The sequence below is a fragment of the Pedobacter sp. genome (assembly GCF_039594775.1).
GTDB lineage: Bacteria > Bacteroidota > Bacteroidia > Sphingobacteriales > Sphingobacteriaceae > Pedobacter.
The window spans coordinates 1021779-1034090 of the sequence record NZ_JBCNMT010000001.1 but is presented as its reverse complement, the minus strand read 5'-3'; the positions used below and the strand labels follow the sequence as shown (position 1 = coordinate 1034090).

10 protein-coding genes are annotated in these 12312 nt (G+C 39.8%); 6 read left to right on the top strand and 4 right to left on the bottom strand.

All coding sequences use genetic code 11. The annotated features are described in order from the left end of the window. Window positions 1-49: 49 nt before the first annotated feature. Window positions 50-352 (bottom strand): hypothetical protein, encoded by a 303-nt coding sequence (locus tag ABDV71_RS04450; RefSeq protein WP_343531218.1) that lies wholly within the window; start codon window positions 350-352, stop codon window positions 50-52. Between the two features lie 367 nt (window positions 353-719). Between ABDV71_RS04450 and purD the strand changes: the two genes are divergently transcribed. Together purD and ABDV71_RS04440 are read left to right on the top strand one after the other, a co-directional pair. Further along, complete coding sequence (gene purD / locus ABDV71_RS04445; protein ID WP_343531217.1) at window positions 720-1991, top strand: phosphoribosylamine--glycine ligase; 1272 nt, start codon at window positions 720-722, stop codon at window positions 1989-1991. A gap of 246 nt (window positions 1992-2237) precedes the next feature. Then, window positions 2238-2939 (top strand): hypothetical protein, encoded by a 702-nt coding sequence (locus ABDV71_RS04440; protein WP_343531216.1) that lies wholly within the window; start codon window positions 2238-2240, stop codon window positions 2937-2939. A 373-nt stretch (window positions 2940-3312) separates the two neighbouring features. Here ABDV71_RS04440 and ABDV71_RS04435 read toward each other — a convergent pair whose 3' ends face one another. After that, window positions 3313-4464: a redoxin domain-containing protein gene (locus tag ABDV71_RS04435; RefSeq protein WP_343531215.1), complete on the bottom strand. Its 1152-nt coding sequence runs from the start codon at window positions 4462-4464 to the stop codon at window positions 3313-3315. A gap of 101 nt (window positions 4465-4565) precedes the next feature. Continuing rightward, window positions 4566-5747 (bottom strand): formimidoylglutamase, encoded by a 1182-nt coding sequence (locus ABDV71_RS04430; RefSeq protein ID WP_343531214.1) that lies wholly within the window; start codon window positions 5745-5747, stop codon window positions 4566-4568. Window positions 5748-5877: 130 nt separating this feature from the next. Here ABDV71_RS04430 and ABDV71_RS04425 point away from each other — a divergent pair, with 130 nt between their 5' ends. From ABDV71_RS04425 to ABDV71_RS04410, 4 genes are all read left to right on the top strand, one after another. Then, a complete protein-coding gene (locus ABDV71_RS04425; RefSeq protein ID WP_343531213.1) occupies window positions 5878-6840 on the top strand; it encodes an NAD-dependent epimerase/dehydratase family protein in 963 nt (320 codons plus the stop codon). A gap of 7 nt (window positions 6841-6847) precedes the next feature. Further along, window positions 6848-8146, top strand: coding sequence for an HAD-IB family phosphatase (locus tag ABDV71_RS04420; protein ID WP_343531212.1), 1299 nt, complete (start codon window positions 6848-6850; stop codon window positions 8144-8146). Between the two features lie 337 nt (window positions 8147-8483). After that, the gene (locus ABDV71_RS04415) at window positions 8484-9449 is read left to right on the top strand and encodes a tryptophan 2,3-dioxygenase family protein (RefSeq protein WP_343531211.1); all 966 of its coding nucleotides are present in this window, start codon (window positions 8484-8486) and stop codon (window positions 9447-9449) included. Window positions 9450-9562: 113 nt separating this feature from the next. Beyond that, window positions 9563-10630 carry a branched-chain amino acid aminotransferase gene (locus ABDV71_RS04410; RefSeq protein ID WP_343531210.1) on the top strand — a complete coding sequence of 356 codons (1068 nt, stop codon included), beginning with the start codon at window positions 9563-9565 and terminating at the stop codon, window positions 10628-10630. 70 nt (window positions 10631-10700) lie between these two features. Here ABDV71_RS04410 and ABDV71_RS04405 read toward each other — a convergent pair whose 3' ends face one another. Then, complete coding sequence (locus tag ABDV71_RS04405; RefSeq protein ID WP_343531209.1) at window positions 10701-12299, bottom strand: SusD/RagB family nutrient-binding outer membrane lipoprotein; 1599 nt, start codon at window positions 12297-12299, stop codon at window positions 10701-10703. Window positions 12300-12312 lie beyond the last annotated feature (13 nt).

Below are 12312 nucleotides of genomic sequence, written 5' to 3'. Positions count from 1 at the left end.
CGTTTTCTCTTCGCTATTAACGAAATAACGTGTTTGGGTTTTAACAGCGCTAGGGGCTATTGTTCCTCGGATTTTCTAACGTAACCGAATAAGCAAGAGGCTGATTACGGACATTGTACTTGATACAGTTTTCGCCAGAAAGCACTCCAATGGCACTCAACTGGTTATTAGACAGGATAAAATGCGGCAGATCTTGCAAATCCTGTATCGAACGAATAGAACTTTGCTCTGAAGTGGTTTGCTGCTTGGCGCAATAACGCTCGGTCAAATAACGAGTCCCTTCCACACGGTCGGCTTTAGCCAAGTGGGAAAGACTGAAAAACACAAGCGATATGGTGACAAGATGCCTCATTATTGCGGCAAATCTAGTTTTATTCTTTTATAATCAGAAATTTGATTTCGGACTCAAAGGCTTTTAGCCATACCAAAGCCCTTATTCCTTCTATAATAAAAGGCCACAATTGTCGATATATTTACCATAATCAGCTTTTTATTCGATTAATTATTCGGCCTTAATTCACTATTTGTGGTCATTTATTTACTCGCTATTGAAAATAAAAAGCGAAAAACTAGATATCCGAGCAAAAGCCTAGAGCTCGAAAATCAAATTTTCCATCATCGAAGCTCGGCTTGGTGCTCCCCGAACAGAAATCCTCAACTTTTACTTCCACTTTTAACTTTTTATACCCCTCGTAAGCAGAAAGCAATATCTTTGCGTTATGAATATCTTACTAATAGGTTCTGGCGGAAGAGAATGTGCTTTTGCCTGGAAATTAAGCCAATCGGAAAAATGCGACAAACTGATCATTGCTCCGGGCAATGCAGGCACTGCCAACTACGGAAAAAACGTAAACATTAATCCCAACGATTTTGAAGCAATAAAAGCACTTGCTTTGAAAGAACAGATTGACATGTTGGTAGTTGGTCCCGAAGAGCCTCTGGTATTAGGTATCCACGATTTTTTTGTCAATGATGAAGAGCTGGCTCATATTCCGGTAATCGGCCCTAAAAAAGAGGGTGCTGTATTAGAAGGAAGCAAGGATTTCTCTAAACAATTTATGGATCGCCATCACATCCCTACGGCAAAATCCAAATCGTTCACCAACGAAAACCTAAATGAGGGCCTAGCTTATTTAGCTCAACATAGCCTTCCTATTGTACTCAAAGCTGATGGGCTTGCTGCAGGCAAAGGTGTTTTGATCATTGATAATCACCAAGAAGCACAAGATGAGTTAAGATTAATGCTTGACGGCAAGTTTGGCAAAGCTGGCTCTACCGTAGTAGTTGAAGAATTTTTAACAGGTATTGAATTATCGGTATTCGTATTAACCGATGGAAAAAATTATGTGACTTTGCCCGAAGCGAAAGATTACAAGCGCATTGGCCAAGGTGATACCGGACTAAACACTGGCGGCATGGGCTCTGTTTCTCCTGTTCCTTTTGCCGATACTACTTTTTTAAATAAGATCGAAGAGCAGATCATTAAACCTACAGTAAATGGTTTAGCCAGCGAGGGTATCGATTATACAGGTTTTATCTTTTTCGGGTTGATCAAAGTAGGCGATGACCCATATGTGATCGAATACAATTGCCGAATGGGCGATCCCGAAACGGAAAGCGTTATTCCAAGAATCGAGAATGACCTGCTTGAACTCTTTATCGCTAGTGCCAACAAGGAACTTGGCAATTACCAAATTAAGATCAGCCCTAAAAATGCTGCTACGGTAATGATCGTGGCAGGAGGATACCCAGGCGAATACGAAAAAGGCAAAGCCATTTCCGGTTTAGAGAACATCAGAGATTCATATGCCTTTCACGCAGGTACCACATTAGAAGGTGGCATTGTTAAAACCAACGGCGGCAGGGTTTTAGCCATTAGCAGCGTAAAAGACACCCAGTTTGAAGCATTACAAAGTGCTACTGCTGATGCTGCCAGAATATATTTTGATGGCAAATATTTCAGAGAAGACATTGGCTTTGACCTTATATAATCTCAATTTGAGGTAATAATTTCTCATTTATCAACATTTATTCGTAAACTTGTAGTTACAAGGTGCGATTATCCACATCCCGATTAGGTCTATCGCGGTAGCACTGGTCGGGATTTTTTTTATTGCAACTACCTATTTGGCTAATTGGCACATTTTTTTGTTACAAAATAGAACAACCAAAACTGTAGCTTGACCAACAACCTAAATAAACCATTTTATTGCGCTTTCCTCCTATTGGGAATGCTCATGCTCCCTTTTTTAGGTTTTTCTCAGCAAGAACAACCTAAGAGAGTTACAGTAGTAGTTACCGCCAAAGAAATTACGCCCCAAAAAGATGTAGTGCAATTACCTGCGGATAATGTTCCCACTACCGTTAACAGCAAACCCAAAGCAATATTTAGTAAAAAGGTTTCAACTTATGCTTCCACAAAAACTGCTGCCCCTACTAAAGCTCAACCCCATAAAACTGTTGCGCCGAAACCCAAAGTAATCAGTACCCCAAATCCAAAAAACAACATAGTTGCCAAAGAAAAAACCATAGCCAAGCCAACAGTAAAGCCCAATAGCACACCAAAACCCGTTGTTACACCTCCAATAAAAAAAGAGGAGGCGATAGCCAAGACCAAACCGGTTATCAAAGCAGAAAAGGAGAAAGCTAAGGCTGAAGAAGAAATTCTGGCACCCGCACCAATTACCGGCGCTGCTTTACCTAGCAATAGCAAAGTGGAAACAACTACACCTGATAAAGACGAAGCTATTGTAAAAACCGAAAGCAACAAAGATACACCGCAACTCTCGCCAGACGGGCAAACAAATTCGACCAGCTATATTTGGATTGGCATTTTCTTGATCATTGCAGGCGTTGTGCTAGGCCTTCTCTTTGGCAAGCCGGCATTCCTTATCTCATTTGTGGGTGTAGTTTTTGTAGCATTGGGAATGATCATATAAACATCTCTTTACTCCCGCACACAAAGAGACACATCGAGCAAGACAACTCTCAAACTTGTTTACTCCATAAATCACCATAATAGACAAAAATAATGTTGTATGTGATTTATTTCTTTTTAATACAATCCTCGATGGATAAACGAACCACATAGGCACATAACAAAGCCCATTGCAATAAAAAGACTTTGGTTTATCTTTCTTAAACAGTATCCGCCATAATCACTAAAACAACTCTCCTATTGTGCCTATATTATCCTTTAAACCACATCACAAATTCAACAGCGTTAGAACTAGCTATTAGCATGACACCTTATTACAAAAAAAGGCTTCTACCCTTAAGTAGAAGCCCTTCATAGACACCTTTCGAAAGGTCTTATTTTGTTTTTTTATCTAAAACTTCAGCAAGCTTTTTGTGTAAAGCACCACCTCTTAAGTCTTTTGCGATAATTTTACCGCTTGGATCAACCAAGAAATTTGCAGGAATACCTCTGATGCCCCAAGCTGTAGATACTTCGTTTGCCCAGCCTTGCATGTCTGATACATGTGTCCAAGTTAATTTGTCATCTTCCACAGCTTTCAACCACTGTTCTTTGGTTGTTTTAGTGCTACCACCATCCAAAGAAACGCCAAGAATAGTAAAGTTTTTATCTTTGAATTTAGCAAAAGCAGCCACTACATTTGGGTTCTCATTACGGCAAGGACCGCACCAAGAAGCCCAGAAATCAATTAGCACATACTTACCTTTAAAATCAGATAGTTTTACCGCTTTACCATTTGGATCGTTCTGTGTAAAATCCATCGCCATTACGCCCACTGCAGTTTTTTTAGTGGCTTCAATAGTTTTAGGGATGCTCTGTCCAGTTTTGGTTGCCTTCAATTCAGGTGAAAGCGTAGCATATAACTTTTCAACCTCACCAACTACCTTGTCATTTGAAGCTAAAGAACCTAATTGAACTAGGCTGATATACGATTTTGGATTGTTTTTAACAAAGCTTAAATAGACAGGAGTTTTTTGGTCTCTAACCGCGTTGTACTTTTCCATAAAAACATCCATTACGGCCTCATCTTCTTTTTGCTCTTTGGTGTATTTAGCATACTCCTCGTTAAGCGCTTTTTCCTTTTCAGCGAAAGGTTTCAACAAAGCATTCAATTTTGCGTTGTCAATGTTTACCGGAGAACCACCAGCCACTGCCGATTTCAAGCTATCAGCGCTGTTGATGGTGATATTTCCTGGTTCAATGTATAAACCGGTGAAATCCATATTACGGGTATTAGCCCCTTTTTTATATGGATTTACATTATTGAACAAATTGCCCATTACCGGCGAGGTTACTTTGCCTTTGAACTCAAAAGAGCCATTGTTTACAATAGCCGAATCGGTTACTCGCTGTCCATTTTCGGCATAAACGAGATATACTTTATTGCCATTGGCTACCGATTTTGTAGTACCCTTTAAGGTAAAATCCGATTGAGCCATTAATGCTACTGGAGCCAGCAATAAGGCAGATAGAATTACTTTTTTCATTGTTTAAAGTGTTAGTGATATAAGGTTCCTATAGAACTTATTCGTTTAGTATAATAAGTTGTTATTCAAATATACGAATATCTAAGTTTTGTTGGTCAATCTTAGATGAGTTTTTGATAAGTGCGCCACCACAGGTCTGGCATTTCACCTTTAACTGCCGTATTATAATCATCATAACGACAAGGAACCAAGTGAAAACGTTCATTTTTAGAGCCGTTTGCAGGATAAGGCACTTGCATCCACCATCTATCGGATTTTTTGCTCTTCACAAAATTCACTTCTGTAGCACCATCGTTCACCGTAGCTCTGTAAATAATATATTGTGATTTTGGTGTTAACGGAAAATCTTTCTTTCTGGCATAATATCCATCTACAAAATACCACACCATTTGCGAGAGCAGCATAGCCGTTTGGCTCCCTTTGTCAAAAGCCGGGTTAAACTCATAAAAACCAATAGATGTCAGTTTATCACTCATTCCCGCGTATCGGGCAATACGGCAAGCATCTTCACCGTAAAAACCATTGGGCACCATATTCATATTGCCACAGGCATCACTTGAGCGAATAGCGCCCATATCAAAGCTCACCATGTTGGCATTACGGATTACGGGTTCCGAAACAGATAAATCCGAAACAAATTCACCCAAACGGTGCACATCAAAATAAAGCTTGTCCATAACGCGTAAACTATCTTGGCTTACAAAATAAGTTTGATAGCCCATGTTACTATAATTGAACAGGTAATTAGGCTGGTGTAGAAAAATTTTGCTCAAATAACTTTGCGAGGTGGTTGCCACTCCTTCTGAATCGTCCTCATCTATATCAAAACGATTATCCACCACCAATAAATCAACTTTTTGCTCTAAATGCTCATAGCCCATGTATTGTGCATAGGTCAAGTCTTGCCCACCACCAATAATAATGGGAACAATGTTGAGTTTCACCAATTCGGCAACAACTGTTTTTAAAGCAAAATAGGTATCCGAAATTTCTTGTCCGGCAATGATATTTCCCAAGTCTACCATCTTGGTATTCACCTGCCCTTCGTTGAGCAGATAAAACTGTTCACGAAAATAATCGGGAGCCAAAGAGCAACCATTATTGTGTACCGCTCCCCTATCGTCCTTTACACCTAAAATCGCCAAATCGTACTTGCCCTCTTCCAAATCTGGAAAAGTGTCGGTAAAAAATTCTACCTTCATCCCCAACTGACTGGTTAAGAAACCTTTCTTAGGCGTAAATTTTTCTGGGTCTATTGGCGAAAAAAAATCGGACAAAGTCATAAAGCTATTTAAATGTTTGCCCCCAAATATCTATTTTTGGGCGCATATATTAAGAGCCTGTTTAAAATTATGTTTTAAATACGCCTTGTTTCGTTAAAAAGCAGGCTCCAGCATTCTTTAAAAAAATGAAATGATACTTGTTACAGGCGCTACGGGTTTTCTAGGGGCAGAATTGGTGAAGCAGCTTACCGACAACAATATAGCGGTGCGAGCGATTAAAAGAAACAGCTCAATTATTCCAACCCTGCTACAGAACAATCCATTGGTTACTTGGCATTTGGCCGATGTGAATGAGACCGAAAGCCTTGCCGATGCTTTTGAGGGCATCACCCAAGTTTATCATTGCGCAGCAACTGTATCATTTAACCCTAAAGATAAACCCCAACTTTTTAAGATCAACATTGAGGGCACGGCCAATATTGTTAACCTTTGCATGGAAAACAATGTGCGTTTATTGCACGTAAGCTCCATTGCAGCTTTGGGCATTGCCAAGGAAGGCCAACTCATTACCGAGAAGCATTTCTGGGAATATGACCCCAAAGCCCACAACTATGCCATTTCAAAATATGAAGGCGAAATGGAAGTTTGGCGTGGCATAGCCGAAGGATTGGATGCCGTAGTGGTAAATCCGGCAGTAATTATTGGCAAAAATACCGGTTATAATGGCAGTGGAGCCATTTTTAAATTGGTAAAAGATGGCCTTAGGTTTTACACCGACGGTGCCACGGGCATTGTGGATGTAGAAGATGTGGCCAAAGCCATGGTTTTGCTGATGAATAGTGAAATCACCGCCGAGCGCTTTACCTTAAGCGCCGACAACTTGCACTACAAAGACTTTTTTGCACAAATTGCTCAGGGCTTTGGAATCAAAGCGCCATCTATAGAAGCAAAACCTTGGATGTTGGGCATTGCATGGAGAGCCGCTAAACTCGCTTCAGTTTTCACGGGCAAAGCCCCCGACCTGACCAAAGATGCGGCCCGCAGCAGTTTCAACCTCAGCTATTACAGCAACCAAAAAATAAAAGATACCCTAAACTTCGAATTTAAATCCCTAGACCAAAGCATTGCAGAAGTATGCAAGGCCTTGAAATAAACTCCAGATGAAACAGCAGAACTTTTACATCATTGATTTTGACAGCACATTTACCCAAGTTGAAGCCTTAGACGAATTAGCCCGTATTTCCTTAGCCAAGCACCCAGAGCGTGAGGCGATTTATCAAAAGATAGAAGATTATACCAACCTGGCTATGGAAGGCAAACTATCATTTTCGGAAAGCTTAGCCCAACGCGTAAAACTGCTCGAAGCCAATGAAGAACATCTGCAAAAACTCATCAAACATCTAAAAAAGAAAGTATCAAAATCTTTTTCCCGCAATGCGGATTTCTTTAAAAAACACGCAGATGAGGTGCTAATTGTCTCGGGAGGTTTTAAAGAGTTTATTACCCCGGTGGTAAGCCAATATCATATTAAAAAGGAAAATATTTATGCCAATACCTTTGTAACCACTGGTGATGGCAAAATTATAGATTACGACCATTCCAATCCTCTAAGTGAAGAAGGAGGCAAAGTAAAATTGATGCAGCAATTAAACCTACAAGGCGATCTGTACGGTATTGGTGATGGCTATTCTGATTTTCAGCTTCGCGAAAGTGGTTTGATTAAAAAATTCTATGCCTTTACGGAGAATATTGCTAGAGAAAGCATTGTCACCAAAGCCGACCACGTTACACCTAGTTTCGATGAGTTTCTATACGTAAACAATTTGCCAAGGGCAATATCTTACCCTAAAAACAGAATCTTGTGCCTGGTTGTTGGTGATGTTCCTCCCGACACGATCAACTTCCTTAAAAAAGATGGTTTCTCTATTCGCCATAAAACCGAATTTGAAGAGAAATACGTAGGTGATGTAGGCATGATGATTTTAGCCAACGGCGAAAAAATTGAAGAGGAGAAGCTAAAAAGAGCGGTTAAGCTTAAAACGATTGGGTATTTGGGCAATGCCAAGAACAAATTATCATTGCAAACCTGTAATGAAATGGGCATTGTAGTTTTTGATGATGCCAAAACAAACCCAAGAAATTCGTTATTTATCCCTAAACGTGTGGCCGATTTCATGAACAAGGGCACCACTTATTTAAGCTGTAATTTTCCAAACTTACAATTGCCTGCCATCGATAAATCACACCGATTGATCCACATCCATAAAAACGTACCGGGCATTATGGCAAAAATCAATACTATTTTTGCAAAGCATAACATCAATATTGTAGGTCAGTTTTTGATGACCAATAGCACCATCGGCTATGCCATTACCGATATTAATACGGAGTACGATAAGCAATTATTCAAGTCATTGAAAAAAATTGAGCATACCATAAAATTTAGGGTATTGTATTAACTTTAAGTGTTATTTAACAAGCTAATTGTCATTCCGAGGAACGAGGAATCTCTTTCATACATTCTTTGGCGATTCTTCGCTACCGATAAATCGGTACAAGTTACGCTCTGAATGACAAAATGCCTAAAACAACGTCATGTTATCTTCATCGTGGATACGGATTTTCAATTTTAGTCTTATCATAGATAGGCCCAGCTAGTTACTGTCTTTTAAAACAGAACTGCACTTTGCAGAAATTAATTCCTCCCCCTACCCTCTCCAAAGGGGAACATACAGACGTAAACACATGTTGCCTATTTTGGCGCGAGGCAATCAAAAAACTTAAAAGACAAAACAAATGGAACTTACTCCACAAATCAAAGAAAAACTAACCCTGCTTCAAGAAAAATACGAAGCCATGGGCCAAGATATGGTCTCTTACCTTGATGGCCTTTTATACGCCGATTTCCTCACTTATTGGGATTACATTCACTTGGATACTTTGTTAAGCTTGCAAAGCCCCAAAACACCCTTTCCTGATGAGGAGATTTTCATCATGTACCACCAAATTACGGAGCTGTATTTCAAGCTATCGTTACATGAATGCAGGCAAATTGCAGAACATGAAAGTTTAACTGCCAAGTTTTTTACTGAGCGTGTAAAAAGAATAAATGCTTATTTCAATGCACTCACTACCTCTTTTGAAGTGATGGTGAACGGTATGGAAAAAGAACAGTTCCTGAAATTCCGCATGTCGCTATTACCAGCCAGTGGTTTTCAAAGTGGGCAATACCGCATGATAGAAATATCAGCCACAGATTTCACCCAGTTGGTAGATAAAAGCAAAAGAGAGGAACTAGCAACGGCTAGCATTGAAAAAAAATTTGAATATATCTACTGGAAATTTGGTGCTACCGAGCTCGCTACGGGCAAACAGACTTTAACCTTAAAGCAGTTTATCAATAAATATGCTGCCCAGTTTTTAGCATTGGCAAAAGAAAGGGAACACAGCAACTTTGCCTCACTATATAAACTATTGGAAACCAATGGTGAAGATGTAAGTGAGCTGGCAGAAGAATTGCGTAAGCTAGACCTTTATGTAAACGTTGAGTGGCCTTTGTCCCATTATAAATCGGCCGTAAGATACCTGGAAAAAGACCCTGTAGATATTGCTGCAACCGGAGGAACCAATTGGCAAAAGTATCTACCTCCTCGTTTCCAAAAAAGAATTTTCTACCCGTTCTTGTGGACTGGAGAACAGATGGACGAATGGGGAAAAGGATGGGTACTTAGTGTGTTGCAAACACTAAAAAACAAACATTAAATCTTCGCAAAAGCTTAAAAAGCACTTGATTTTTAGTACTTTTGCAGCAAATAAACACGAGGTTGCCTGAAAAAGTAATTGAAATTCAGGCCTTCCTTAAAAAATGTTATAAAATGACCGAAACATTAGACATCAAAGTAACAAAGGTTGAGCAAACTCGCCTTACCGTTACTGATTTTTCGCAATTGCCATTCGGTAAAGTATTTACCGATCACATGTTTTTGTGCGACTATCAGGATGGTGAATGGAAAAATCCTAGAGTAGTTCCTTATGGTCCAATTCCTATGAGCCCTGCCATTTCTGCCCTGCATTACGGACAGGCTATTTTCGAAGGTATTAAAGCCTATCGACTGCCTGACGGCAAAATCAGCATTTTTAGAGCGGACAAGAACTTCCTGCGTTTCAATAAATCGGCAAAAAGAATGGCGATGGCCGAAGTTCCTGAAGAAATTTTCATGCAGGGAATGGCTACGTTAATCAATATTGATGAGAAATGGGTACCCGCTCAAGAAGATTATGCCCTTTACATTAGACCAGTGATGTATGCTACTGACCCATATCTAGGTGTTAAAGCTTCGGATACTTATACTTTCGCTATTTTAACTACCCCTACTGGAAAATATTACAATAAAGCTTTAAGGGTTAAAATTGAAACAGAATTTACTCGTGCTGACGATGGTGGTGTAGGTTTTGCAAAAACGGCAGGTAACTATGCTCGTTCATTATATCCATTTGAGGTAGCTAAACAAGAAGGTTTTGACCAATTAATTTGGACTGATGCCCAAACTCACGAGTTTATTGAAGAAGCCGGAACGGCAAACTTAATGTTTGTAATTGATGGTAAATTAATTACTCCAGCAGTAAGAACTACCGTTTTAGATGGCGTAACCAGAGATACTATTATCCAATTGGCTAAAGCTGATGGTGTTGAAGTAGAAGAAAGAAGGCTTTCAGTAAAAGAAATTATTGAAGGTATCGAAAGCGGTAGATTAACCGAGGCTTTTGCTGCTGGAACTGCTGCTACGGTAACCCACATTGGCGAAATCAACTATCAAGGTAAAGATTATACTTTGACTGATCCTGCTACCAGAACCGTTTCTAATAGCATTGCTAAAAAGTTGAACGATATTAAATATGGTTTAGCTCCAGATACTTTTGGTTGGAATTGGGTAATTTCTTAATCCTTTTTCTTTCTAAAAAATAAAAGGCTTCGAGATGTTCGAAGCCTTTTTAATATATGATAGTTGAGCGTTATTGTTTATCCCACCAAACTCTGCCTTTCAAATTATCACCCCCTACAACCGCAGCAGCAGCCTCACGATAATTTACACCATTTTTTGCGGCCTCCTCTACAGGGTATGGGAAACGACGAGGAATGGTTCCGTTAGTTGCATTACCAGGGAAAACCACTGGTGTTAATGCAGGGAAACCAGTTCTTCTCCAGTTGCTCCAAGTTTCATAAAAATCTAGTTGTATATTACTTTGCAGCCAATATTGAGTATTGATTTGCTGCAAACCAGTTCCAGCATTATAAGCATTTGCAAGCAAATAAGTATCCGCAGCAGTCCCCGGAATAGCCATGCTTGCATCATAAGGGGTTAAACCTGTAATACCCGCTTTTACACCATTATTAAAATGCGTAGCTGCACTACCGCCTATACCCCAGCGTTGAGCAGCTTCTGCAAGCAACAATTCTGTTTGGGCATATGATAGGATAAAGGTGATGCCGTTTCTCTTCAACATATTTGGATGCGGTGAAGAATAATCGGGCATAGTAGTATAAAAAGGATCAGAACTAATATTTTGGCTGGGAACACTACTTAAATCCTTACCGTTAGGCATACCTTTTTGTACCAAAGGATTGGCATCAAAGTTTGCATTTTGATCTTTAGAACCATCGCTTAAATACAATTTGGTTACTGCAACTTTACCTAAACGAGGATCTGCAGTGTTTTTTAACAAATCGATAAAGGTTTTAGACCATTTCACGTAGTAATGCTCCTGTCCACCATCACCCAATAGTACTTGGCTATTTCTGTTCTGAGTTACCCTTGACCCGCTCACATCATGTGCAAGAATGGCATCATCTGCATTAGAAGTAAGTGTTTTGCCAATGGCCTTAGTTGCATAAGTTCTAGCGGTATTTTCATCTATCTTTACCAAACGCATCGCCAAACGCAACATAAATGAATTACCGAAACGCTTCCACTTTTCGATGTCACCTTTGTAGATTACATCACCAGCTACTTTATCTCCAGCTGGATTCAAAGCATTGGTCGCTTCATCTACTTCTTTTAGCAAATCCATATAAATGGCTTGCTGCTTATCATATTTCGGTGTGTAGTTACTGGTATAATAACCTTGGCCGGCTTGCGAATAAGGAACATCACCATATAAATCTGTCAAACGGGCAAAAATTACGGCTTTCCAAATACGGGCAACATTATGTAAGTTACTGTATTTCGCGTTTCCTTTTGTAAATTCAACGGCATCTACAATTGGGCGTACCTGTTCTATGTATGCACCAACTGCAGCATTACCCCAGTAAGCGGCCGTATAGCCTTCATTCAGCATATATTTGTCGCCTGCCCAATAACTCACCACGGTAGACAGGCCCTGCATCATGGTAGAACAATAAATCAGATTTCCCCTCCAAGTATCATAGGAGAAATCGATACTGCCTGTATAAGTTAATTGCGCTGTAGACAGTGTGTAGTTTGGGTCGAAGTTACTTGGTCCATATGCTACCGGATCGGTATTGATTTCTTTGAAATCCTTGGTACAACCTGCGCCAAGAAACAATACAAAGATCGCTAGCAAACTATATTTATTAAGAATGTTTGTTTTCATGTCAATCGTTTTT

Bases quoted from the DNA above. Each gene is read 5' to 3' on its own strand.
- ABDV71_RS04420 (WP_343531212.1), top strand. From the start codon at position 6,848: ATGAAACAGCAGAACTTTTACATCATTGATTTTGACAGCACATTTACC.
- ABDV71_RS04440 (WP_343531216.1), top strand. From the start codon at position 2,238: ATGCTCCCTTTTTTAGGTTTTTCTCAGCAAGAACAACCTAAGAGAGTT.
- ABDV71_RS04405 (WP_343531209.1), bottom strand. From the start codon at position 12,299: ATGAAAACAAACATTCTTAATAAATATAGTTTGCTAGCGATCTTTGTA.
- ABDV71_RS04425 (WP_343531213.1), top strand. From the start codon at position 5,878: ATGATACTTGTTACAGGCGCTACGGGTTTTCTAGGGGCAGAATTGGTG.
- ABDV71_RS04415 (WP_343531211.1), top strand. From the start codon at position 8,484: ATGGAACTTACTCCACAAATCAAAGAAAAACTAACCCTGCTTCAAGAA.
- ABDV71_RS04450 (WP_343531218.1), bottom strand. From the start codon at position 352: ATGAGGCATCTTGTCACCATATCGCTTGTGTTTTTCAGTCTTTCCCAC.
- purD (WP_343531217.1), top strand. From the start codon at position 720: ATGAATATCTTACTAATAGGTTCTGGCGGAAGAGAATGTGCTTTTGCC.
- ABDV71_RS04430 (WP_343531214.1), bottom strand. From the start codon at position 5,747: ATGACTTTGTCCGATTTTTTTTCGCCAATAGACCCAGAAAAATTTACG.
- ABDV71_RS04410 (WP_343531210.1), top strand. From the start codon at position 9,563: ATGACCGAAACATTAGACATCAAAGTAACAAAGGTTGAGCAAACTCGC.
- ABDV71_RS04435 (WP_343531215.1), bottom strand. From the start codon at position 4,464: ATGAAAAAAGTAATTCTATCTGCCTTATTGCTGGCTCCAGTAGCATTA.